Raw genomic sequence first — 23,911 nt, 5'->3', positions numbered from 1 at the left:
AATCTGCTATCATGAAACATATTTTACGAAGATGAGGCAGGTAGGGGCAATGAGCTTTTCAATCAGCCAGCAAATGATAAAAGAATGGTGTGGCCGACTCTCCTTTGAACGGGGAAAAGCGTTTTACCGCTCGCAAAAAGTGAGCATCGACCACTTCCAGCCCGAGCCTGCCCGCGTCCGGGCCACCGTGCGGGCGGGCAGCCACGACTATCGGGTGATGCTCGAACTGGATGAGGCAGGGCTCGTGGCGGCGTGTAGCTGTCCGACGCTGCATTCGTATGAACAATACTGCCAGCATATCGCGGCGGCTCTTTTGGCAATGCGCGATCTGTCAGCGGACGATTTGGCGCCACAGGCGAGCCGGGGGACGCGTTTACCGGGTGCGGACGGCTCCGCCGCAAGCGAAGCGCAACTGACGCAGGGCATTTTCGATCTGTTCGGCAAGCCGCGTCCGCACAGCATAGGCACGCGAAAAGCGCTGTTCGACCAGCGAGCGTTGCTGGAGCTGGAAATCATTTGCAAAGTGATACCGTATGGCTTTCGCAAATCGATAATCGGGCTTGAACTGAAGCTGGGGCCGAAGCGGCTGTACGTCGTAAAAAACATTCGCGAGTTTTTGAAGCGGCTGGAGAGCAGGCAGCCGACCGTCTTTTCCGCGCATTTTACTTACGACCCGGAAAGCCACCGCTTTTTGCCCGAGCAGGAGGCGATTCTCCAGGAGCTGATCCGCGTGTTCCAGCATGAAAAGCTGTATCGGGAGACGGCTGGCTACGGCTATCAGGAGCCAAAGCCGGTGGGGACGGAGCGCACGTTGATTTTGCCGCCGTTTGCCTGGGACAAGCTGTTCGATTTGCTCGGGCAGGCTCCCGGTGTGCGCGTCCAGCAGGGCGAGCGCACGTATGAGCAGTTTCAGGCGCAGACGGGAAAGGTGCCGCTGCAGTTCGCCTTCGATGCGGGGGAGCGCGAAAACGAGTATCGGCTGACAGTGGACGGGCTTGCCGAGCTGACCGTGCTGGAGGCGTACGGGTTTGTCCTGCACGGCGGCGTCTGGATGCGGCAGTCCGCTGACGCGTGCAAAAGTCTCGCGCAGCTCAAGCAGATGCTGGAGGCGCATCAGCGCGAGGACATCGCGGTTCCGCAGGAGAAAATGGAGTCGTTCATGACCAGGGTCGTCCCTGGGCTGATGAAGCTGGGCAGCGTGCAGATCGCGCAGGCGGTCGCCGATCGGATCGTCCAGACGCAACTGCAGGCGCGGCTCTATTTGGACCGGGTACGGGAGCGGCTGTTGGCCGGGCTGGAGTTTCAGTATGGCGACATCGTCATCAATCCGCTGGCAAAAGAGACGAATGGGCAACAGCGCCGCAACGATCAGATTTTGCTGCGCGACGGCGAGCGGGAGCAGCGCATTTTGGAGCTGATGGACAACAGCGCGTTCACCCGGACCGAAGAGGGGTATTACCTTGAAGACGAGGAAGCCGAGTTCGAGTTTTTGCACCAGACCGTCTCCGAGCTGGAAAAATGGTGCAAGGTGTATGCGACGACGGCGGTCAAGCTGCGGCTGCACTCCTTGCACGCGCCGCCCAAAGTGAAAGCCGATGTGAACGAGCGGACGAACTGGCTGGAGGTTCGCTTCGATATCGAAGGCTTTCCGCCCTCCGAAATCAAACAACTGCTGCAGGCGCTGGAGGAAAAGCGCAAATATTACCGCTTGCCGACAGGAGCGCTGCTGCCGCTTGATACAAAAGAATTTGAACAGATCAACCGGTTCCTGGATGAGCTGGGGATTCGCCAGGCGGAATGGATCGGGAACGGCTTTGCGCTCCCGGCCTTTCGCGGCTTGCGCTTGCTCGATTCGTCCCAGCCGGGCAAGACGGTGCAGTTGGGCAAGGCGCTGCGGAGCTTTTTGGAAAATATGCGCAACCCGGACAATCTCGACTTCCACGTTCCGGACACGATGCAGCCTGTGCTCCGCGATTACCAGAAGTTCGGCTTCCAGTGGCTGATGACGCTCGCCCACTACGGCTTCGGCGGCATTTTGGCGGACGATATGGGCCTTGGCAAAACGGTGCAAAGCATCGCGTACATCCTCGCCAAGCTGCCGGACATTCGCCGCGAAAAGCAGCCGGTGCTGATCGTCTCGCCTGCGTCGCTTTTGTACAACTGGCGCAACGAGCTGCACAAGTTTGCTCCTGAGCTGAGCGTGCGCGTCGTGGACGGCAGCAAGGAAGAACGGAACCAGGCGCGAAAGGAAGCGGGAGATGCCGATGTGTGGATTACGTCTTATCCGCTGCTGCGCAGAGATTACACGGAGTACGCCCAGCGCACGTTCCATACGCTGATTCTGGACGAGGCGCAGGCGTTCAAAAACTATGCGACACAGACGGCGCAGGTCGTGAAGCGCATTTTTGCCAAGCACCGCTTTGCCTTGACGGGGACGCCGATCGAAAACAGGCTGGAGGAACTGTGGTCGATCTTCGACGTTGTGTTTCCACAACTGTTTCCCGGGCGCAAGGAATTTCAGGATTTGCCCCGAGACGCCATCGCCAGGCGTGCGCGGCCGTTCCTTTTGCGCAGGCTGAAAACCGAGGTGCTGCGTGAGCTGCCGGAAAAAATCGAATCGCTGCAAGCCACCGAGCTTTTGCCGGAGCAAAAAAAGCTGTACATCGCGTACTTGGCGCAGTTGCAGCAGGAGGCCGCCAAACATTTGCACGAGCGCACCTTTGACAAAAACCGGATCAAAATATTGGCCGGCTTGACCCGGCTTCGCCAGCTTTGCTGCCATCCTGGCCTGTTCGTGGAAGGCTACGAAGGCAGCTCGGCCAAATTCGAGCAACTGCTGGAAGTGCTGGAGGAATGCCGGAGCGCGGGGCGGAGGGTGCTTTTGTTCTCGCAATTTACGGAAATGCTTTCGATCATCGGACGAGAGCTTGGGGCTTACGGCGTCCCGTTTTTTTACCTGGACGGCAACACGCCAGCCGCCCGGCGCATCGAGTTGTGCAACCGATTTAACGACGGAGAGGGCGACTTGTTTCTCCTGTCTTTAAAAGCCGGGGGAACAGGCTTGAACCTGACCGGAGCCGACACCGTCATTTTGTACGATCTGTGGTGGAATCCGGCTGTAGAGGAGCAGGCGGCGGACAGGGCGCACCGCATCGGGCAAAAAAACGTCGTCCAGGTCATTCGGCTGGTCGCGCAGGGGACGGTAGAGGAAAAAATGTACGAGCTTCAGCAAAAGAAAAAGCATTTGATTGAGGAAGTCATAGCGCCAGGCGAGGAAGCGATCTCCTCCATGAGCGAAGATGACATTCGGGAAATATTGATGATCGGCTAAAGCGGCCCGACTTGCGTCCTTTGTGCGCAGGTCCGGCCGCTTTTTCGCGCGTGGAATTGGCAAGTTCCCAAGGGTATTTGTCCGTTTCGTCAACCTGCGCGCATGAATATTTTAGGAAGAAGGTGAGCGCTTTAACAAGGAACGTGGGGGGGAAGGAAATGGAACAATACGTCATCAAGCCATGGGACACCCGGGACGACGGCCAACCTGCGCCTGTCGACTGGGATATGCAAGTACCTCCGGAAGTCGATGCGATCGCGGAGCTCGTCATGAAAGAATACGAGATGTCCGTCAGCAGCAAGACGCTGATTACCTCGAAGCCGGACAAAGGCGGCGCGATCTGGCGGATCGAGACAGACAAAGGGCCGCGCAGTCTGAAAGTGCTGCACCGCACACCGGAGCGGAGTCTTTACAGTGTTGGCTTGCAGGAATACGTCGTCAGACAGGGGGCCAGAGTTCCCGCGCTCATTCCGGCCAGAGACGGAAAGCTCTTCGTGGAAAAGGGCGGAAAGCTGTGGATTGTCACGGACTGGATTGCCCTTACGCAAGCGACCAAAGTAGACTTGGCAGGAGCGCAGGAGCTGTGCTTCGGCCTGGGAGAATTTCATCGACATTCGAAAGGATACGTGCCGCCACAAGGGGCGAAAAATTCTTCCCGCCTGTACCGTTGGCCCAACTACTATCAAAAGATTGCCAAAAAAATCGGCTGGATGCGTGAGATGGCAAAAGCCTATCGGGAGACGACCGCAAGCAACTCGATTTTATCTGTCGTAGACAAGTATGAGCGACAAGCATTGGATGCGCTGGAGCGTCTGAAGGCATCTGCCTATCCAAGAATGGTGCAGATGGGTGAACCGCACTGGGGAGTAGTTCATCAGGACTATGGCTGGTCCAATGGACAGAATGGACCAGGCGGGCTTTGGGTCATCGACCTGGACGGTGTGGCTTACGATTTGCCGTTCCGCGACCTGCGCAAGCTGATTACAAGCACAATGGACGACATGGGTGTCTGGGATTTGACGTGGATGAGAGGAATGATCGAGGCGTATCACCGGGCTAACCCGCTCGATCGGGAGTCATTTGAGGTGCTTTTGATCGACCTGGCGGCGCCAAATGAATTTTACAAGCATCTGAAGGAAATGTTTTACGATCCTGTCACGTTCTTGAACACGGAAGCAGAGGCCATCCTGCAGCGAATCCTCTCCACCGACCAGACAAAAGACCAGGCATTGGCGGAGCTGGCGAAAGACATCAGCCAGTACCAGCCCGGCGATTACACCCAGGCTGCCGTCCCGGCCACGACCGTGCGCCAAACGCCTGCGAGTGCATCAGATCAGGCAAACTGGCAGCTCGCTTCGCCAAATCCGGCGGCAAAAGGTGAGAGCAAGCCAGTCGATGTGGAACCCGGAAAGCTTATTCGTCTCCCCGAAAAAGAAAGTAAGCCTGTTCGAACTGCTGTGGCCGCGAAAAAGCCGCCAGTCAAAGAAGAACGGCGGGTTGAAGCAGCAAGAGAAAGCGGGAAACGGGAAAAGGAAAAGGAAAAGGAAAAGGAAAAGGAAAAGCTGCCAGATGTCGTGCTCTTCCCTAATCCCGAGCTGCCTTTCGCAGAGACAACGACGCCAGCGAGCAGGCAGAGCGAGCGCTTGAAGCCGATAGTAGCTACTGTGAAAAAAGCCGGGAGCAAGCCAGTGAAGAAAAAGGCAGCGTCAACCGGCTCGGCAAAAACAGCAAGCAAAACGGGCAAGAAAACCGTTCTGAACAAAAGTTCGGTCGCCAAAAAAGCAAGCGCCAAGCTGCCCGCAGGAAAAGCGCTCAAAAAGACTGGCAAGTCGAACGAAAAAGCAAAAACAGGAACCCAACTTGCAAAACGGTCCAGTTCTCCCCGAGGCACTCAGCATGCAGCCGTCAAGCATCCTTACAAAAAGGCAGCAGCTCCAAGCCGCAAATTGACCAGTAATCAGGCAAAGAAGCCGCGCGCGGTGAAAGCAAAAAAAACAGGCAGAAACATGCGATGAGTAGTGTCAGGAAAGGAGAATTCGGATGAAGGTAGTCATGATCTGTACGGAAAAGCTGCCCGTTCCCCCGGTACGGGGCGGTGCCATCCAGACGTATATAGCCGGGATCGCGGATACGCTCGGGAAGCATCACGACCTTACCATTTTAGGGACGTCGGACCCAACGCTCGCCATGGACGAACGTGTGCGAAATGTTCGCTATGCGCGTGTGAATGGACACGGTGTCTTCGAAATCTACGCCCAGGAAGTTCTCGCGTTTTTGCGAGCGAATGCATACGATGTGATTCACGTGTTCAACCGACCGCGGCTGGTTCCCTTGATTCGCGAAGTATGCCCGAACGCACGGATCGTACTGAGCATGCACAACGACATGTTCGATGCGGCGAAAATTCCCCCGGCGGAAGCGGCGAGCGCCATCGCCAACACGTCGACGATCATCACGATCAGCGATTATGTAGGACGCGTCCTTGCGTCGCTCTACCCGGAAACGCAAGGGAAACTGCGCACGATCTATTCCGGTGTCGATCTACAGACGTTCGTCCCGTGGGAGAGCTCGCAGGCTGCACGAAAAATTCGCCAGGAGCTGCGGGCTGCCCACAACATCGGGAACAGGCAGGTCATTTTGTTCGTCGGCAGACTGACCCCGAAAAAAGGGGCGGACATCCTCGTGCGGGCGATGAACGAGCTTTCGGCCTACGAATCCAACATCGCGCTTGTGCTGGTCGGAGGCTCCTGGTACGGCGTCGATAAAATCAGCGACTATGTCGCCTATGTGCGCGCGCTGGCGGATCGTTCGCCGATTCCTGTCATCACGACAGGCTATGTGGCAGCAGAGAACATCCACCACTGGTTTTGGGCAGGCGATATCTTTGTCTGTCCTTCGCAATGGGAGGAGCCGCTCGCCCGCGTCCACTACGAAGCGATGGCTGCAGGGCTGCCGTTTGTGACGACAAAACGCGGGGGCAATGCGGAAGTGATTATCGGCGGAAACGGCCTGCTCGTCGAAGAGCCGGAAAACCCGCAGTCTTTTGCCACTCAACTGAAGCAGCTTCTGTCCAGCCGCGACCTGCAGCGCAGAATGGGGAACAGCGGCCGACAGTTGGCGGAACAGCGGTTTACGTGGGAGCGCGTGGCCCGGGAAGTGCTGGACGTATGGAGGAACTTGTAGCGTGAGCTGACAGGACGCAAATACCCACTTTTTTCGAGAGAGAGGGGAGAAGTGGGTGTTTGGTCCGTTTTTCTTGCGGGGGAGAAAGGGACAAGCCTGCGGCAGGCAGGCGCACAAGCTCGCCACAAGCTTGTCCAAAAGCTGTGCAAGCAAAGACGGAAAAAAGCGGCTCCCCCACTCCCGGCTTTTTAAGCGGAAGCGCCAATGTCTTTTGGCGCATGGTGAAAACCAAGCAGGAGTGGGAGGACGAAGCGAGGCGAAGAAATCAAAGTACTTTGGCTGAACCTTCGATTACTTTCAGGGTGACGGGCGCTGTCTCTTCCGCTTCGTCTGTGGCGGCGGCTGCTTCCGGCGGAGGGGCGTCGGGAATGATGGCGGCAATGCGGTTGAGCGGGATGAGAATACAACTGCCGTAGCTTCCGTCAAGCTTCAGCTCGATGATGCCGTCGTCGACTCTTGTGAGCTGCCCCACCCGGTAAGGGCGGCTGTCTGGTCCCCAATCGGACGTGAGAATGACTTCGACTGTCCTGTTTTGCCTCATGCATTTGTACAGCTCTTTTCGCAGCCCTTCCACGCTTTCCTGCTCGGGCGTGTCTTCTGCTTCTACGTCCACGTTGACAATCGGGGCGGGGATGACGAGCGGTTTCGGTGCTTCAAACTGGACGATCGGCGCCTCGACCTGGACGGTGGGCGTGGCGCTCGTGACAGACACGTGGGGAGCGGGCGTGGTGACTTTTACATTCGGGGCGCGCACATGGAGGCGGACGACCCGGTTCAGCCTGTCGAGCAAGCGCCTGGTCGCCTGGCCAGACGAGCGGCGTCTGCTGCGGGAGACTGACTTCGCCCGTGTCTTCTTTTTCGCAGATCCCAAGAGAATGCACCTCCTACTGTCATGCTTTATCATATTCAGCGCGGAACGGAGAGAAATGGACAAATACCCTTGCCAAGAAAAATCAGGCAGGAAATGATTAGGGAATTTAGCGGAAATTTTTAAAAACAAATGGAAAATCGTGTATACTATTCAGGTAATCTCAAAAAGAGAGATGGAGGTTTCACCATGAATCAAATGCCAATGACCCCAATGGGAGTGGGGAAGCTATTGGACAAAAGCTTTAACGTATATCGCCAGCATTTTGGGGCGTACTTTTTTCTGGCTCTTATTTGGTTTGGCCCGTTTTTGCTTTTACAACAGCTACTCCTGGTCGACCTTAGCAGTGTACCGCTACTCATGCAGGATACCGAAGGACTGGAATTTTGGGAATCGATGGGGGAAAAGTTTGGGGGGCAGGAAGAGATGGTCACCCAAAACGTCGGCCTGCTCTTGCTGTATGTGTTTTTGGTCGCGCCTCTGACGATGGTCGTGGCCTATCCGCAGTTGATTGCGGGCGCCACCTTGCTGACGAAATCTGTATGGGAGCAGCAAACGGTTGATTTGAAGGCCGCGCTGAAAGGCGCATTGGGACGCTTTTGGCCGCTTGTCGGAAGCACCCTCGTCTACGGACTGCTCATGCTCGCGGTGACGTTCGGGTTTGCCCTCGTGTTTTTGTTCATCGGCTTTTTGCTCGTGATGGCTACCGGCAATTCGATTGACACGTTTTTTGACTCGGGAAGCGAGTTCAATCCGTTCCTCTTCATCATTGTCTTTTTGTTTGGCTACATTTTGTTTTTGATCGGCATGCTTCTAGTGCCGGGCTACTTCCTGCTCAGATGGAGCTTTTACTTGCCGCTTGTCCTGTTTGAAAAGGGCGGCGTCGGCATCGGGAAAAGCTGGCATTTGACAAAAGGAAATTTTTGGAGGCTATTTGCGATTTTCATTGTTTTGAGCCTTCTGTATTCGATCTTTTCCGGCGGCATCCAGGTGGCCATCATGGGAATTTTGGGGACGTCGATCATTTCGCAGATCATCATGGTCGTGTTGAGTTGCCTGCTGATGCCGTGGATCGCGATTGTTTATGCGCTCGCTTACTTCGACTTGCGCGTCCGAAAAGATGGAACAGACCTGCAGGAGCTGATGAACAGGCAGTTGGAGCAGGCAGCAGACCGTCCTTCTACACAGGAGCCGGGAGCAGCGCATGAATAGCACAAATCCTTGGGCAGCCGACAAGGAGCATTTGCAGGAAATTTTGCAGCGCGACGAATTTCAAGCCCTGCACACGGAAGGGGAGAGCTGGCTTGTGCGAGTGAGCGATTTTTTGCTCGAATGGCTTGCCAGGCTGTTTTCGTGGTCGGACATTCCTTCGGGTGCGGCGACGACGGCATCGACGGTCGTGCTGGTCGTCGCGGCGCTTTTGCTGGTGATGGTCATTTTCTGGCTGTTCCGCCGAATGGTATGGGAGCAAAAGCGGAAGGCGTCCCTGTTTGTCCACGGTGAAAAAATCCGCTCTCATGCCGATTACTTGCGGGAGGCACAGGAGTGTGCCGACCGCGGAGAATGGCGTGAGGGCGAACGTTCCTTGTTTTTGGCGTTGCTCGTCTACATGCAAAAACAGTCGTGGATTCGCATTGAACAGTGGAAGACGAACTGGGAGTACGCAGACGAAATCGAGGCCAACCACCCGGAGGCGAAGGCGCTGTTTCGCCGCTATGCCCGGGCGTTCGAGCAAGCTTGGTACGGGCAGGTAGCTGTGGACAAAGCAGACTATCTGGAGCGCATCCGCGAGCTTGCGCAGATTTTGGACGGGGAGGGACAGCATGAATAGCCTGAGAACGTATCGCGTGGGCATCAGCGTGGCGATCGTGCTGCTCGTCGTCGTCGGATGGTTTATCGTCAAGCCTGTAGCCACGAAACTGCCTCCTTATCTGGCATCGTCGGCACAGCCGGACGGAATCAAGGCGGTGCTGCTTCTGCTGGAGGAAAAAGGCAGCCAGGTTAAGGAGTGGCGGCAGCCGATGCATTTGCTGCCGAAGCCAGCGGGCCAGGCGCTGCTTGTCGTCGAGCCGGACAACCTGAGCGCGAACGAGCAGGATGACTTGCTCGCATGGGCCAGCGGCGGAAACGACCTGTTTGTTTTCTCCGAGCGACCGATCTTGTGGGCCGGCTTGCCGCTTGAAGCGAAGTATATGGAAGAGAAGGGCAACCAGGAACGAAATGTGCAGGGGCAGTTGCTCGCTGAAGGGCTGCTGGGCCAGGCAAAAACACAGGCCAGATGGAAAGAGGCGGAGGGGCTGGAGCCGCTTTTTTACGACGACCAAGGAATCCTTGCGGGAAAAGTCCAGGTAGGAGCCGGAAGCATCTCGTACTTTTTGGTCCCGGATTGGTTGACGAATCGAAAAATTGGCGAGCTGTCTCACTTCGAGGCGGTGTGGCCGCATTTGCAAAAAAACTGGTCCGCGATCTGGGTGGACGAATACCATCACGGGCTGCAGGAGAAGCCAGGGCTTTTGGCGATCTATCCCGGCTGGCTGGTGGCAGCGCTCGTCCAGTTGGCCGTCGTGCTGCTTTTGTTCGTCTGGTGGAAAGGGAAGCGGTTTGGCCCTGTCTACACATTGCGCGAGTGGACGGTTCGCCGGGGGGACGAGACGCTTTTAGCCGTGTCGAGCTGGTATGAGCGCCGGGGACTTGCGCGTGACGCGCTGGCGCATAGGGAAGCGTATATGCGCCAACTGATGCACGATCGCTGGGGCGTTCACCAAAAAGCGGACCGCGCCGAGATTTTGCGCTGTGCCCGGCTACGCTGGAGCGAGCAGGCAGTCACCAGGCTTGCCGAGCTGCTGGATCGGCTGGAGCAAGCCCGCAGCGGAACCGGATATTCGGCGAAGCGGCTTTTGGCAGACAGTCTTTTGCTGGATGAGATCATTACGCAACTGATGAAGGAGTGACATAACAATCGTGGAGCAATTGTTGCAACAGATGGAAAAAGAACTGGTCGGACAGCGGCAAAACATTCGGCTGCTCGTGGCCGCCTTGCTCGCTGGCGGTCACGTACTGCTGGAGGGAGTGCCAGGGATCGGAAAGACCAAAATGGTCCGCACCTTGTCGGGGCTGATCGGGGGAGAGAGCAGGCGCATCCAGTTTACGCCTGACATGATGCCTTCGGATATTATCGGCCATGTCGTTTTCAACATGCAGGACAACCGCTTTGAGACGATCAAAGGCCCTGTATTCGCGAATTTGCTGCTGGCGGACGAGATCAACCGCACACCGCCGAAAACGCAGGCGGCTCTCCTGGAAGCGATGGAGGAAGGCCAGGTGACGATTCACGGAGTCACGTACCCGTTGCCCGAGCCATTTTTCGTCGTCGCCACGCAAAACCCGGTCGAGTACGAAGGAACTTACGTGCTGCCGGAGGCGCAACTCGACCGCTTTTTGTTCAAGCTGACGATGCAGTATCCGTCGCATGAGAGCGAAAAGCAGATTCTGGTCCAGCACGTCCGGCACACAGGCGGGCAGGAGGCGAAGCAAGCGCCGATCTGCAGCCTGGACGACATTTTGGAGCAGCGGCGCAAATTGCAGGACGTCGTCGTGGACGATTCGATTTTTGAGTACATTACGACCTTGATTCGCAAGACGCGGGAAACGAAACGACTTCTGCTCGGGGCAAGTTCCCGTGCCGGGATTGCGGTTCTCTTGGCCAGCAAGGCTTGGGCGCTTTTGGACGGCCGCGAGTACGTGACGCCGGATGATGTGAAAATGGTGGCCCGGCCTGCGCTGCGGCACCGTCTCATCCTGTCACCCCAGGTAGAATTGGAGGGGGGCACCAGTGACCACATCATCGAAGAGACGTTGGCCGCTATTCCGGTTCCTCGCTGATTTTTTGGCAGATCGCTTCGTTTTGCCGACGAAGCGGCTGCTCGTACTGCTGCTGCTCGGCACCCCGATTGCCGTCATCGGCTTTTTCATGGGCACCGGGTACGGGGCTTTCTGGCTGTACAACGGCCTCGTCTGTGTGGCGAGCGTGCTCGACTGGCTGACGCTGCCCAAGCGCAAAGACCTGGAGCTGCGCCGCGTGCTTCCCGAGCAGAGCGACATCGGCCAGTCGTTTTTGGTCGAGGTAGAAATGACGAACAGAAGCGGCCAGACGGTTTCCTACGTGCTCATGGACGATTTGCCGCACTCTTTTGCGGAAGCAGGGCCGATCTCGGGCAGGATGGAAAGCGGCGAGTCGCGCATCGCCTATCAGACGCGCGGATGCGAGCGGGGGAACTATTCATTTGCCTGGCTGTATTTGCGCTGGAGCGGCAAAATCGGCTTGTGGTACCGCCAGAGCCGCTTTTCCTTTCCGCAGACGATCAAAATTTACCCCGATTTGTCGCAAGTTCGCGGCTATTTGAACTCGTTGCAGGAGAGCCTGATTGTCGACGGCAAAAAAATATTGCGCCGGGCCAAGGCTGGCTCTGAGTTCCACGCGATCCGCGAGTACGTCCCGGACGACGATCCGCGCACGATCAACTGGTCGGCGTCGGCACGCTCCCGGCGGCTGATGACGAACCAGTATCGGCCCGAGCACGGCAAAGTCATTACGATTCTCGTCGATTGCGGCAGGCTGATGGGCGTCGAGCTGAACAACCAGAGCAGGCTCGATCAGTCGCTGGAGTCGGCGCTCACTCTGGCTGCGGTCGCTTTGCGCCAGGGAGATCAGGTGGCGTTTCTGGCCTATTCCCACGAGATCAAGACGTACATACCGCCAGGGCGCGGGATGGGACATTTGCACACGATTTTGGAAGCCACCTACGATTTGTCCCATGACTTCGTCGAGGCTGATCCGGCCAAGGCACTGGAATTTATGCATCGCCAGCAAAAGCGGCGCAGCCTGATGGTGCTGTTCTCGGACATGGAAAATTACTTGGTGGAAGACTTGCTCGCCAGCTATTTATGGAAAATGCGCCGCTCGCACCTGTTTTTGCTGCTCTCGCAGGCGGACCCGCTGCTGCACGAATGGACGCGGGTTCCGGTCGAAAACAGCCGCCTGGCCTACATCAAATCGGTGGCGCAGCGCTTCCAGCTCGACCGCAGGGCGTTTCAACAAAAAATGACCGGCGCGGGCATCCAGGTGCTCGATGTGCCGGCCGATCAGTTGACGCTGACGGTGATAAATGCTTATTTGGAAATAAAGGCGAGAGAGGCATTGTGAGCCTGGCGCCTTCGCCCGATAACATACCAAAGGCACAAAAGCAGCAACGTGGCCGCCGCCACGAGGTACTTCGTTTCCAGGGAGAGCGTCGAAGGCGTGATGTAGCCTTCGATGACTCCCGCCACGAACAACAGCGGCAGGGTCGCAAGCAGCAACTGGGCCGATTCTTTCGCCGCCTCCAAAAACTGATACTTGCGGGCGTAGCGCCCGGGCACGAGCAGACGGTAGCCCATGTGCAAGCCGGCCCCTCCGGCAATGAAGATCGCCGTCAGCTCGATGACGCCGTGCGGGAGGATGTACGCCCAAAAAGCGTAGCTGCTGTCTGCCTGATAGTAGACAGCGGCCAATGCCCCGACGAGCAGCCCGTTGAACAGCAGGACGTAGATCGGCACGAGGCCGAATGTAATCCCGCTGACAAAAGCGAGAATAGCTACTTTCATGTTATTGGTCATAATCATCGTAGAGATGACAGGGCTGTTGATGGCATCGTGCCCTTCCCCCAGTCGCGAAGGATCAATCTGTTCGGCCATGCCTTGGGGCAGCACGTAGTACAGGTTGAGCGGGTCGGCGAGCACGGCCGCAAAGCCGGATATGCCGCCAATGATGAAGAGCAGGGCGGCCATGCCGATAAATCCGATCCGCTTTTGCATCAGCCCGATCAGATGGACGCCGAAAAAGTGCCGCAGTTGCTGCCAGCTTCCCGACTGCTGCTTGTACGTCAGGTTGTGGGCGCGGGATACGAGCTGGTTGAGGTAGAGCGTGATTTCATCCATCGGGTGATACGAGCGGACGAGCGCCAGATGGGCGGAAGCTTTTTTATACAAATGGGTCAGACGGTCAATGTCTGCGGCTGTAATCTGCCGCTCTTGCCGGGTGAACCGTTCGACCAGTTGTTCCAGTTCGGCCCAAGAGGCTTTATGCTTGTGCCAAAATGAAGTGATATCCATGGATAAGGCCTCCTTATCTACTAGAATTGCGAGAGGGAGAAGCGAACCGACATGAATGAAAATCCATCCGTGAATCAGGCAGGTCGCGAAGCGTCCGTTGTCACCCCTGAGCATGTGATGCTGCGGTTCCAGACAGCGGGATTGGGCAGTCGGGCCGCTGCCCAGTTGATCGACAGCGTCATTTTGCTCCTGGTTAATCTTACTGTATTTATTGTAATCGGTATAGTTTTATTTGGGAAAGAAGATATTTTTTTCCTGGATAGTGACGGCTATGCCATCGCCGTTGTCATCCTCCTGCTCTTCGTGCTCAACTTCGGCTACTTTTTGCTGCTGGAAGCGCTCTGGTCGGGGCAGACCGTCGGGAAAAAGTGGATGGGGATTCGCGTCATCCGCGACAACGGCCAGCCGGCGACGTTTTTGTCCTCCACGATCCGCAATCTGTTCCGCATCGTGGACACTCTCCCGTCCGGCTACTTTTTGGGAGCGCTCGTCTCTTTTTTTCATCCTCGCGACAAGCGCATCGGCGACCTCGTCGCAGGAACGATCGTCGTAGTCGAAGGCGGGGGCCGCACCGCTCTGTTCCAGAACAGAAAGGCGAAAAAACAGGGAGCGGCACTGGCAGAGCCGCTTGCTTTGAGCGAGCAGCAAAAGCAGGCGTTCACCCGCGAGGACTGGCAGTTGCTTTCGACTTTTATCGCGCGGCAGTCCTCGCTGGCGGAAGCCAAAAAGCTTGAGTTGGCGGGAGAAATCGCCCGCCTGTTGCAAAAAAAGCTGGAATACAGCGAGGAACAGGCGCGGCAGGAAGAGCCGATTCTGTTTTTGCAGCGGCTGCACCGCACGCTGCAAAGCGAGTGGAGCCTGGGGAAATAGCCTTGGAAGATACCGTCAAGGGCACGAAGCGGCGGTATCTTCTTTTTTTCGAGCAAAATTTCCACTATTTTCGCAAAAGCCTTGCCGAAAAATAAACTATGATATAATAAAACCTCACTCTATGTCACAGAAAGGAGGAGGGAGCCGATGAACGACAAATACATGGGAGCGTCATCGACTTCGTCTACTACTCTGCCACTCCCGGCAAACGGGAAGCAGGCGAACAGACGCAAACGAGGCAGCCTGTTTCAGGCATTGTTTCCCTCCCAAACAGAAGGCAAGCGGCCTCTATTGCCAATCGTACTGGCTGTACTGGTTTGGGCGGGACTTGCTTATGCCGGGTACGCCTATGCTGCCCATACGCTGGACAAGCAGCAGCAACTTGTGAACCTGCGCATCGATCAGATACAGGAAGACAATCAGAAGCAGATGAAAGCGTTGGGCGAACAACTGGCTTTGGTGCAGGAAGAGATGAAAGACGTGCAGGCGGGTCTTGGCAATCTGGAAGAAGACCTGCAATTGACGGGTGAGACGATTGGCGGGACGAACAAGACAAAAGAAGCTCTCCAGGATCGGATCGACCAGTTGAACAAGCAACTGGTCGATTTGAAGGCATCGCTGAAAAAACTGGAGGATGCAGCCCGTGCTTGGTAAAGTCAATCGCTTTTTCCTGTTCCTGCTGGCGCCAGCGCTCGGCTTTTTGCTTGCCCTCACCCTGACCAATCCCGCGGACAAGCTGCAGGCGGAAGGCTTGAAGCTCGCTTCCGAACAGTCGAAACAACTGGCGGACGAGCTGGGACAGCAGTTGGACGACACGAAGAAAACGCTGCGCGATGTAGAAGCGGTCGTAGCGGACATCCGCGACCGCGCCAAGAAGGAGCAAAAAGAGTACGAAGAGCAAAACAAGCACATCAACAACCTGCTGGTGACGAGCCGATCGCAGACGCAAAAGTCGGCAGATGTGCTGGATGCGATCTTGTCCAACATGCTCGGCGACCCGATCGGGCAGTCCTTCGGCAACAAATCAATAGTGAAAGTGTACTCGCTGCAGGAAGCGGGCTATCGCGGGTACATGGCGAAGGTCCGGCTGAAAGACCCAAGCGCACTGAAGATGGTGCTTGCCAACAACTCGGTCAAAAGCAAAGGCGAGACGACGAGCCATGCCGGGAAGCGCACCGGAGCTGTCCTGGCGATCAACGCAGGCGGCTTCATGAGCGACAGCAAGGGCAATCTGACGCCGCTTGGCATTACTGTTGTCGACGGCAAGATTCGCACGTTTTCCAACAATTCGAATCTGAGCTTCGTCGGATTCAACAACAAAGGCCACCTAGTGGGAACCCAAATTACTACCCAGGCGCAAATTACCCAGCAAGGCATTTTGCAAGGGGCCAGCTTTTTGCCAAGACTGCTGCAGGACGGGAAACGGCTGCCGATTCCTCGAGACTGGGCCAACACTCGCCAGCCGCGCACGCTCATCGGGCACTTTGACAACGGCGACTTGCTGCTCATCGTCATCGACGGCAGAAGAGAAGGCTGGAGCAAAGGCGTTACTTTGGAAGAAGCGCAACGCAAGCTGCAGGAATTCCACGTCGTCGACGCGTACAATCTCGATGGCGGCGGCTCCAGCGCGTTTTACTACAACGGCAAGCTTTTGAACAAGCCTTCGGACGGCAAAGAAAGACCAGTCGTGAGCAATCTGGTCATCTTGCCGTAAGCGGTAAGCGAATGCTTTTGAATAGAGACACTCTTCCAGCGGGGAACCTGGCTTCGCTGCGGAAGAGTGTTTTTTCGTCTGTCAGAGAGCAGATGGGTTGACCTGGAAAAATGCTGAAAATTATAATAATAAGGATAGGAAGAAAAAAACAGGGGGGATCTTATGAACAAAAAGATGATGGTAGCCCTCTCGTTCGTTTCCGTTTTTTCGCTGACCCAATTGGCATGGGCAAAGGTGCCCGGTGTTCCGGCTGGCGTAGATGGCGCCACGAAAGGCATTGTGGCGGTCTCCCACCCTGCGGCCGCGCAGGTTGGACGGGACATTTTGGCCAAGGGGGGAAATGCTGTGGACGCCGCCGCCGGAATCCAGTTGGCTCTCAATGTGGCAGAGCCGTACATGTCGGGAATCGGCGGCGGAGGCTTTATGATGATCTATTTGAAGGACCAGAACAAAATCACGGTGATCGACAGTCGGGAAGTAGCCCCGGCAAATGTGACAGCCGACATGTTTTTACAGGCCGACGGGCAGCCGATTCCTTTTGAACAGCGGCACACCAGCGGTCAGGCAGTAGGCGTGCCGGGGACGTTGCTCGGCGTGGCAGAGGCGCTTGAGGAGTACGGCACGTGGGAGCTGGCAGACGTGCTTGCGCCAGCGATCGAGCTGGCCGAAAAAGGCGTTCGCGTCAACTGGGTGACGGCGGACTACATCGCCAAGTCGCGCGACAAGCTGGAAAAGCACAAGACAGCCGCGCAAGTGTTCTTGCCGGAAGGCCGTCCGCTGGAGGAAGGGCAAATGCTCGTCCAGCCCGATTTGGCCAAGACGCTGAAGCTGATCCGCGACGAAGGGCCGGATGTTTTGTACAAAGGCGAGATTGGCCGCGCGCTCGTCGAAGAGGTGCAGCGCACAGGCGGCAAAATGACGATGGACGACCTCAAGGCTTACCAGGTCAAGGAACGGGAGCCGGTGCGCGGGATGTTTCGCGGCTACGAGGTGATTTCCATGGCGCCCCCCAGCTCGGGCGGCTTGACCATGATCCAGATTTTGAAGCTGATGGAAGGCTACGACAACCAAAAGGACGGATTTGGCTCCGTAGCGTATTTGCACCATCTGATCGAGGCCAACCACCTCGCCTACGCTGACCGGGCGGCGTACATGGCGGACGAGGACGTCTATCCGGTGCCCAAGCAAGGACTGCTCCACGACGATTACATAAAGGAACGGCGCAAGCTGATCGACGACAACCGGGCCAACGCGAACGTAACGGCTGGCGACCCGTGGAAGTACGACGCGGGACAAAAGCCTGCGGCTGCGATCAAAATGCTCGACAGCTCGCCCGTGAAACAGACGACCCATTTTGCCGTCATGGACAAATGGGGCAATCTCGTCTCTTATACGACCACGATTGAGGACATTTTTGGAAGCGGCGTGATGGTGCCGGGCTACGGCTTCATGCTCAACAACGAGCTGACGGATTTTGACGCGGTTCCGGGCGGCGTCAATCAGGTGGAGCCAGGCAAGCGCCCCCGCTCGAGCATGACGCCGACGATCGTGCTCAAAGACGGGCAGCCGTTTTTGGCCGTTGGCTCGCCGGGCGGCTCGACGATTATCGCCTCTGTGTCGCAAACGATTCTCAACGTGATCGACCACGGCATGAACATCGAGGACGCTATTCGCGCTCCCCGCATTTTTTCCAGCGGCTATCCGAACGTCTCCTGGGAGGCGGGGATTGACCAGGACGTCATCTTGCAGTTGATGGCAAAAGGCCACGTCTTTGCCGAGCAGCCTGCGGATATCGGCAATGTTCAGGCGATCGTCTACGATTTTGAAACAGGCAAGATGTACGGAGGGGCAGACGATACGCGAGAAGGCACGGTGCTTGGCGTCGACGCGATCGCCTACACGGCTGCCGAGCCGGAGGAAGTGCCGTATGAGCCGGGCGAGCCTTTTGCCATTGCCGTAAACGGGCAGACGTACCCGTTTTTGGCGGAACAGAAGCTGGTCGTGGATGGCATTGCCTATGTGCAGGCGGAGAAGCTGCTGCTCGGTTTGGGCAAAAGCAGCGCCGACTTCCGGGCAGATGCGATTACCGTACGCGGAGTGGCGTACCTCCCTGTGAAAAAAGTCGCGGAAAAGCTCGGGTTCACCGTCACCTGGGATGAAAGCGAACGGGTCATCGAGTTGAAGAAGTAAACAAAACCAATTTGGAAGGTGGAAGCTTCAATGAAAAAGGTACTGGTACTCGGAGGAACCCGTTTTTTGGCAAACGTCTCGTGCAACTGCTCGCTGATTCTGGCGCAGAGGTAACGGTAGCGACAAGGGGCTTGGCGGAGGCGGATTTGCCGCCGCAGGTGAAGCGGCTTACGCTCGACCGCGACGACAAAAGCGCGCTTGCTACAGCCGGGGAGCAACAGTGGGACATCGTCTACGACAACATTTGCTACTCTTATCAAAATGCCGTGGACGCCTGCGAAGTTTTCCGCGGCAAAGTAGGCAAATACGTGCTGACCTCGACGCTGTCGGTGTACGATTTTTCCGATCAGGCGTTAAAAGAGGAAGCGTTTGACCCGTGCACGTACCCGCTCCGTCCGGGAACACGGGAAGGCGTCAGCTACCAGGAAGGAAAGCGGCAAGCCGAAGCCGTATTTTTCCAGACCGCTGCTTTTCCGGTGGCAGCCGTCCGCTTTCCGATCGTGCTCGCGGAGGACGATTATACGCGCCGCCTGCATTTTCACGTAGAGCACGTACAACAGGAGCAGCCGATCGGGCTTGTGAACCCGGAAGCTGTCATGTGCTTTATTCACGCCGGGGAGGCGGCCAAATTTTTGGCCTGGGTCGGCACGGACGCCTTTACTGGCCCCGTCAACGCCAACTCGCAAGGCACGATTACGCTGCAAGCTTTGCTGGACACGATTTCGCAAGCCGTGGGCAAACCAGCGCGCATTGAGGCAGAGACCGACCCGGCTCACCAGTCGCCATTCGGATTCCCGCATTCTTTTTTCATGGACACGAGCAAGGCAGCGGCGGCAGGCTATGCGTTCGCGGCCCTCGATTCGTGGCTGCCGGAGCTGATTCAATCGATCGCAAAAGAAACTGTGCAAGCAAAAGCGTGACTATCCGTCCTTTTTTTTCGTCTAACTCCATGGTAAGGTAAAGCAGAACATATGTGTCTGTATGGAACCAGGAGGATCAATGATGAAAAAGAATCGCACCAATGGTCTTGCGATCGTCGCCGCACTATCAGTAGCCCTGCTCAGTGGATGTGAAGCCCCTTCGTTGGATGGGTTGCTCGCTTCCCACCAACCGTCTCAGCCGACGGGAAATACGGCAACAGCGAAAGACGGTACGCAAACAAATACAACAGAGCCGGCGCAGGGAGAATCCCCTCGCGCGAAGCAGGCATCCCTGGCCGAAACGATCCAAGACGTCAACGGGGTCCCGACGGTGACAAACCCGACCGATCTCGCCGTTGTTGTGAACAAGAAGCGGGCGCTGCCTGCTGACTATATTCCGCCTGATCTGGTGGAGCCTGACGTGCCGTTTCCGTTCGATGAAAAAGTGGAAAAACGGTTGATGCGCCAAGAAGCCGCACAAGCGTTGGAAGAGTTGTTCGCAGCCGCCAAGCAGGACGGCATCGAGCTGTACGCCGTGTCCGGCTACCGCTCGTACAAGACGCAAAAATCGCTGTACGAGACATATGTGCGAACACAAGGCGCAGAGCATGCTGCTGCGTACAGCGCTGTTCCAGGAAAAAGCGAGCATCAGACCGGATTGGCTATGGACGTGTCGGGGGCAGATGCGAAAACAAGGCTGGAAGAGTCGTTTGGCGAAATGCCGGAAGGAAAATGGCTGGCGGAGCATTGCGCGGAATACGGCTTCATCATCCGCTATCTGAAAGGCAAGGAAGACACGACCGGATACGCCTATGAGCCGTGGCATCTGCGCTACGTCGGAAAAGAAATGGCGCGAGAGATCACGGCGGCAGGGCTTACCCTGGAGGATTACTTGTCCGCAACCGCCACGGCGCAAAAATAAAAGGGGAAAAGAAAAAGCCGCTCACGTGCAAGAGCGGCTTTTTCGTATGCGACTGCCCAGCTAGGTAGCAGGCGGTTATTTTGGCAGACGGATGTCCGACAACGGCCAGTAGACCGCTTCCGCGCGACCGACTACATGATCGAGCTTGACAGGGCCAATGACCCGGCTGTCCATACTGTTGTTGCGATTGTCTCCCATTACAAAAACGCTGCCTTCCGGAATGGTGATCGGCCCGAAGTCTTCGGTCAGGGTCACGCCAGCCGCCGAAGCTTGCAGCTTGTTGTTGGCCAAATACTCTTCGCTGAGCGGTTGGCCGTTGACGTACACCTGGTCGTTTTTCGCTTCTACCGTATCGCCTGCGACAGCGATGACGCGCTTGATCCAGTTGTCGCCGCTCGCATCCGGGTGAATAATGACGATGTCGCCCGGTTTCGGCTCCTTGAGATAGTAAATCGCTTTGTTGACGATGACCCGTTCGCGGTCGTGCAGCGTGCTCTCCATCGACCGTCCTTGCACGACGTAGGGCGCCATGACGAACACGTAGATGAAGGCAGTCAAACCGCCAATCAAAACAAACGATTTCAACCAGTCGAGCAATTCGGTTTTCCATTTCGCTGTGCTTTTGGTTTGTTCCATCAACTTGATCTCCTATGTACATGGTTTCGCTGGCAACAGATTGCCGTGGGCAAAAGAACGCCCTGCGCTTGGGACTGCCTTTCTATTATACATGCAATACGATTGGATACGGAATAAGATTCAAGGAAATTAATGGAGGGCGCGCCCAAAAGCTGCTGTCACGATTTTGCCATCTTCGCCTATTGTCAGTTTTTCCTGTTTGCGGTAAGATGATGTTGCATATAAGTTTTACAGTAAAAATATTAAGTAGTAAACACTTTGTTCCGGCTCATACATATCTTTCGAGGAAAGAAATAATTTTGGAAGGTCTATTGATCTTCATGTACTTAGGCTATATAGTTTTATAGTAAAAGTACTTATATTATTTACTTTCTGAAAATAGGTGATGTTGTGAGCGACATGTCCCGCGCCAGTAAAATTGAGGAACTGGATCGAGCATTTGTCGAGATGGCTCGCTTCTTCATCAGCCACTGGCTGGAAGAGGAAGAGCTGATTAGTCCCAAGCAATTTATTTTGCTGCGAGTGCTTCATCAAAAAGGAAGAAGCACAGTTTCCGAACTGGCGACCATTCTGAAGCAATCCAACAGTGCGACTACGATTGCTCTCAATCGGCTGGTGAAAGCCGGTTACATCGACCGGGTCCGCGACGAGCTGGACCGGAGAGTCGTATGGGTCACGCTGTCGCAAAAGGCAGTCCCTATGCTGGAGGGGCTTTTGTGCCAGAGAAGAGCACTGGTGGGCAAACTGCTGGAAAACCTGAGCGACGAAGAATTGGAGCAGTTTACGTACTTCTTGCGGAAAATGAAGCAATGCATGTAGCGTTGCCATCAGGGTAGCAGGTGGGGGACATTTCAGCGGACAATGTGTGTACTACGCGAATGGGAGTGTACACATATGAAAAAAAGCAGCACATTGATGATGGGTTCTTTGATTCTCGGAGCGGCGCTGTTTGCACAGTCAGCCTGTGCAGAAGAAGCTTCCGCTAATGCAACTGAAGCTTCCGCGACAACTCCTGCGCCAGCAGTTGAAACGACGACAACAACAACTCCAACGGCTGCACCCGTAGCTGAACAGCCACAACCTGGAAACGGCGTTCAAGGAGCTTGGGTCAAGCTTCCTGGGGAAGACGAATACGTTTTCGTGAGCGGCCAATTTGTTCCTGACGCATCCTCGACGTCCGGTTGGTCCCTCTTGCCAGCAGAAGACCAGTTTGTCTCCACCAATCGTTTCCAAGTCGTGCAAACGGCAAATGGCGGCTGGATGGGAATGCCGGCTGAAGATCAATTCGTTTCGACAAACCGTTACCAAGTGGTGCAAACGTCCAACGGTGGCTGGATGGCAATGCCAGTAGAAGACGAGTTCGTTTCCACGAACAACTACCAGGTCGTGCAAGCGCCAAACAGCGGTTGGACCGCATTGCCAAAAGAAGATGAGAGCATCGTCATCGGACGCAACTCTACGCAAGATGTGACCAACAGAACCGGCTGGTCCTTGATGGTTCCAGATGTTTCGGCTGACAAAGACAAGTAAGAATAACGGTGGAAGACGCTTTGCCGCAACGGGCAAGGCGTTTTTTTTCGTCTGTTCGCGAAAGCGGCTTCTTCTTTTCTGCGATGGCTAAATGGCTAAATCGGGAGCGCCTGACGCACACTATACCGAAAATCAGCTAGAAGGAGGAAGAAAGCGATGGCAGAACGTGAAAACCGCCCCACGCAGCAACTGAGTGAGACGGGGCAGATGGAAAGCGCCGTGTATCAGGTAGAGGAAGAAGCAGGAGGACTCGCGGCTACACAGGAACAGGTGAGCGACATGTACAAGATGGGGACGATCGAGGACAGCGAGCAGAGCGAATAGCACCGCGCTGGACCACGGGAGCAAGCCAGCTTTTGTCTAGGGGAAAAAGCTGGCTTGTTATTTTGTGCTTTTGATAAAATAAATTTTATTGACTTACAGAGATTTATCGGCAAGAATACAATTGGAATCAGAAAATTAAAAAAGGGTGTGTCACGCATGAGAGACTCTCGTTTGGAGCAATTGGCCTATAACCTGGTGAACTATTCCGTCCGCGTACAGCCAGGGGAAAACATCCTGATTAACGCCAAAGGGAAGACGCCTGAACTGGTATCTGCCCTCGTCCGTGAGATTTACAAGGCGGGAGGCAGCCCGTTCGTCCAGCAGATTGATCCGGCGATCAGCCGTGAAATCGCGATGAACTGCAACGAGGAGCAACTGAAGGTCATGGCGGAAAGCGAAGTGGCACTCATGGAAAAAATGCAAGGCTATATCGGCATCCGCGCAGCCGACAACATCAATGAGATGGCAGATGTTCCCGGAGACAAGCTCGGTCTGTACTCCCGTTTGTACGAGCTGCCAGTCATGAACGTCCGCGTGCCCAAAACAAAATGGGTGGTGCTTCGCTACCCGAACCCGTCCATGGCTCAATTGGCGAACATGTCGACGGCGGCGTTTGAAGACTTTTACTTCCAGGTGTGCAATCTGGATTACGGAAAAATGGACAAGGCGATGGACAGCCTGGTCGACCTGATGAACCGCACCGACGAAGTCCGTCTGGTCGGGCCGGATACAGACCTGACTTTCTCGATCAAGGACATCCCGGCGGTCAAATGTGCGGGTCTGCGCAACATCCCGGACGGCGAAGTGTACACCGCTCCGGTGAAAAACTCTGTCAACGGCACAATTACACACAATGCGCCTACGCCGTACCACGGCTTTACGTTTGAAAACGTTCGCCTGACCTTCCGCGACGGCAAAATCGTCGAGGCGACCGCAAACCATAGCAAGCGGCTGAACGAAATTCTCGACACGGACGAGGGCGCGCGCTACATCGGCGAGTTTGCGATCGGGGTCAATCCGTTCATCCGCAACCCGATGAAAGACATTTTGTTCGACGAAAAAATCGACGGCAGCTTCCACTTCACGCCTGGTCAATGTTACGATGAGGCGTACAACGGAAACAAGTCGTCGGTTCACTGGGACATGGTTTCCATCCAGCGTCCGGAGTGGGGCGGGGGAGAAATCTGGTTTGATGGCGTCCTGATCCGCAAAGACGGCCGCTTTGTCATTCCCGAGCTGGAGTGCCTCAATCCGGAAAACTTGAAGTAGAACC

The 23,911-nt window shown here is 55.9% G+C and carries 20 protein-coding genes and 1 pseudogene; 18 read left to right on the top strand and 3 right to left on the bottom strand.

The genetic code is table 11. The annotated features are described in order from the left end of the window. Positions 1-49: 49 nt before the first annotated feature. The 3 genes from AC27IT_RS09725 (at position 50) to AC27IT_RS09715 (ending at position 6,514) form a co-directional block, all read left to right on the top strand. On the top strand, positions 50-3,331 hold the full coding sequence (locus AC27IT_RS09725; RefSeq protein WP_487091759.1) for a DEAD/DEAH box helicase: 3,282 nt from the start codon (positions 50-52) through the stop codon (positions 3,329-3,331). A gap of 158 nt (positions 3,332-3,489) precedes the next feature. Further along, positions 3,490-5,346 carry a CotS family spore coat protein gene (locus AC27IT_RS09720; protein WP_487091758.1) on the top strand — a complete coding sequence of 619 codons (1,857 nt, stop codon included), beginning with the start codon at positions 3,490-3,492 and terminating at the stop codon, positions 5,344-5,346. A gap of 25 nt (positions 5,347-5,371) precedes the next feature. Continuing rightward, positions 5,372-6,514: a glycosyltransferase family 4 protein gene (locus AC27IT_RS09715; RefSeq protein ID WP_283857904.1), complete on the top strand. Its 1,143-nt coding sequence runs from the start codon at positions 5,372-5,374 to the stop codon at positions 6,512-6,514. A gap of 265 nt (positions 6,515-6,779) precedes the next feature. Here AC27IT_RS09715 and AC27IT_RS09710 read toward each other — a convergent pair whose 3' ends face one another. Next, positions 6,780-7,385 (bottom strand): hypothetical protein, encoded by a 606-nt coding sequence (locus AC27IT_RS09710; protein ID WP_025846217.1) that lies wholly within the window; start codon positions 7,383-7,385, stop codon positions 6,780-6,782. A gap of 186 nt (positions 7,386-7,571) precedes the next feature. On the opposite strand from AC27IT_RS09710, the gene AC27IT_RS09705 reads away from it, so the two are divergent. From AC27IT_RS09705 to AC27IT_RS09685, 5 genes are read left to right on the top strand one after another with little or no spacing between them, the layout of a single operon-like run. After that, a complete protein-coding gene (locus tag AC27IT_RS09705; protein WP_007779075.1) occupies positions 7,572-8,594 on the top strand; it encodes a hypothetical protein in 1,023 nt (340 codons plus the stop codon). Continuing rightward, entirely contained in the window at positions 8,587-9,213 is a 627-nt protein-coding gene (locus AC27IT_RS09700) for a DUF4129 domain-containing protein (RefSeq protein WP_487091757.1), read from the top strand. The genes AC27IT_RS09705 and AC27IT_RS09700 overlap by 8 nt, the downstream gene beginning before the upstream one ends. After that, positions 9,206-10,333: a DUF4350 domain-containing protein gene (locus AC27IT_RS09695; RefSeq protein WP_005831090.1), complete on the top strand. Its 1,128-nt coding sequence runs from the start codon at positions 9,206-9,208 to the stop codon at positions 10,331-10,333. Before AC27IT_RS09700 ends, AC27IT_RS09695 begins: the two co-directional genes overlap by 8 nt. Positions 10,334-10,343: 10 nt before the next feature. Then, a complete protein-coding gene (locus AC27IT_RS09690) occupies positions 10,344-11,264 on the top strand; it encodes an AAA family ATPase (protein WP_007777648.1) in 921 nt (306 codons plus the stop codon). Further along, positions 11,215-12,585, top strand: a complete 1,371-nt coding sequence (locus AC27IT_RS09685) for a DUF58 domain-containing protein (RefSeq protein ID WP_026557345.1) — start codon at positions 11,215-11,217, stop codon at positions 12,583-12,585. The genes AC27IT_RS09690 and AC27IT_RS09685 overlap by 50 nt, the downstream gene beginning before the upstream one ends. Here the strand turns inward: AC27IT_RS09685 and AC27IT_RS09680 are convergent. Beyond that, positions 12,552-13,532, bottom strand: coding sequence for a stage II sporulation protein M (locus AC27IT_RS09680; RefSeq protein ID WP_007777655.1), 981 nt, complete (start codon positions 13,530-13,532; stop codon positions 12,552-12,554). The genes AC27IT_RS09685 and AC27IT_RS09680 overlap by 34 nt on opposite strands. A gap of 51 nt (positions 13,533-13,583) precedes the next feature. Between AC27IT_RS09680 and AC27IT_RS09675 the strand changes: the two genes are divergently transcribed. From AC27IT_RS09675 to AC27IT_RS09650, 6 genes and pseudogenes are all read left to right on the top strand, one after another. After that, positions 13,584-14,402, top strand: coding sequence for an RDD family protein (locus AC27IT_RS09675; protein WP_005831093.1), 819 nt, complete (start codon positions 13,584-13,586; stop codon positions 14,400-14,402). Between the two features lie 147 nt (positions 14,403-14,549). Further along, positions 14,550-15,056 carry a hypothetical protein gene (locus AC27IT_RS09670; RefSeq protein ID WP_005831094.1) on the top strand — a complete coding sequence of 169 codons (507 nt, stop codon included), beginning with the start codon at positions 14,550-14,552 and terminating at the stop codon, positions 15,054-15,056. After that, on the top strand, positions 15,037-16,116 hold the full coding sequence (locus tag AC27IT_RS09665) for a phosphodiester glycosidase family protein (RefSeq protein ID WP_174435219.1): 1,080 nt from the start codon (positions 15,037-15,039) through the stop codon (positions 16,114-16,116). The genes AC27IT_RS09670 and AC27IT_RS09665 overlap by 20 nt, the downstream gene beginning before the upstream one ends. A gap of 162 nt (positions 16,117-16,278) precedes the next feature. After that, a complete protein-coding gene (gene ggt, locus AC27IT_RS09660; RefSeq protein ID WP_025846208.1) occupies positions 16,279-18,306 on the top strand; it encodes a gamma-glutamyltransferase in 2,028 nt (675 codons plus the stop codon). A 30-nt stretch (positions 18,307-18,336) separates the two neighbouring features. Further along, positions 18,337-19,226: pseudogene (locus AC27IT_RS09655) on the top strand (NAD-dependent epimerase/dehydratase family protein). An 82-nt stretch (positions 19,227-19,308) separates the two neighbouring features. Further along, the gene (locus AC27IT_RS09650) at positions 19,309-20,148 is read left to right on the top strand and encodes a M15 family metallopeptidase (RefSeq protein ID WP_005831097.1); all 840 of its coding nucleotides are present in this window, start codon (positions 19,309-19,311) and stop codon (positions 20,146-20,148) included. Positions 20,149-20,223: 75 nt separating this feature from the next. On the opposite strand, the gene lepB is transcribed toward AC27IT_RS09650, so the two are convergent. Next, positions 20,224-20,784, bottom strand: coding sequence for a signal peptidase I (gene lepB / locus AC27IT_RS09645; protein ID WP_005831859.1), 561 nt, complete (start codon positions 20,782-20,784; stop codon positions 20,224-20,226). A 390-nt stretch (positions 20,785-21,174) separates the two neighbouring features. Here lepB and AC27IT_RS09640 point away from each other — a divergent pair, with 390 nt between their 5' ends. The 4 genes from AC27IT_RS09640 (at position 21,175) to AC27IT_RS09625 (ending at position 23,907) form a co-directional block, all read left to right on the top strand. Then, a complete protein-coding gene (locus AC27IT_RS09640; RefSeq protein ID WP_007777678.1) occupies positions 21,175-21,603 on the top strand; it encodes a MarR family winged helix-turn-helix transcriptional regulator in 429 nt (142 codons plus the stop codon). Between the two features lie 75 nt (positions 21,604-21,678). Beyond that, the gene (locus AC27IT_RS09635) at positions 21,679-22,314 is read left to right on the top strand and encodes a hypothetical protein (protein ID WP_429778502.1); all 636 of its coding nucleotides are present in this window, start codon (positions 21,679-21,681) and stop codon (positions 22,312-22,314) included. A 156-nt stretch (positions 22,315-22,470) separates the two neighbouring features. Further along, complete coding sequence (locus AC27IT_RS09630) at positions 22,471-22,638, top strand: DUF4025 domain-containing protein (RefSeq protein ID WP_005831854.1); 168 nt, start codon at positions 22,471-22,473, stop codon at positions 22,636-22,638. A 156-nt stretch (positions 22,639-22,794) separates the two neighbouring features. After that, positions 22,795-23,907, top strand: a complete 1,113-nt coding sequence (locus AC27IT_RS09625) for an aminopeptidase (protein ID WP_487091756.1) — start codon at positions 22,795-22,797, stop codon at positions 23,905-23,907. Positions 23,908-23,911 lie beyond the last annotated feature (4 nt).

This window comes from Brevibacillus sp. YAE8 (genome assembly GCF_057543335.1).
This window is presented reverse-complemented; position numbering and strand designations above follow the sequence as displayed.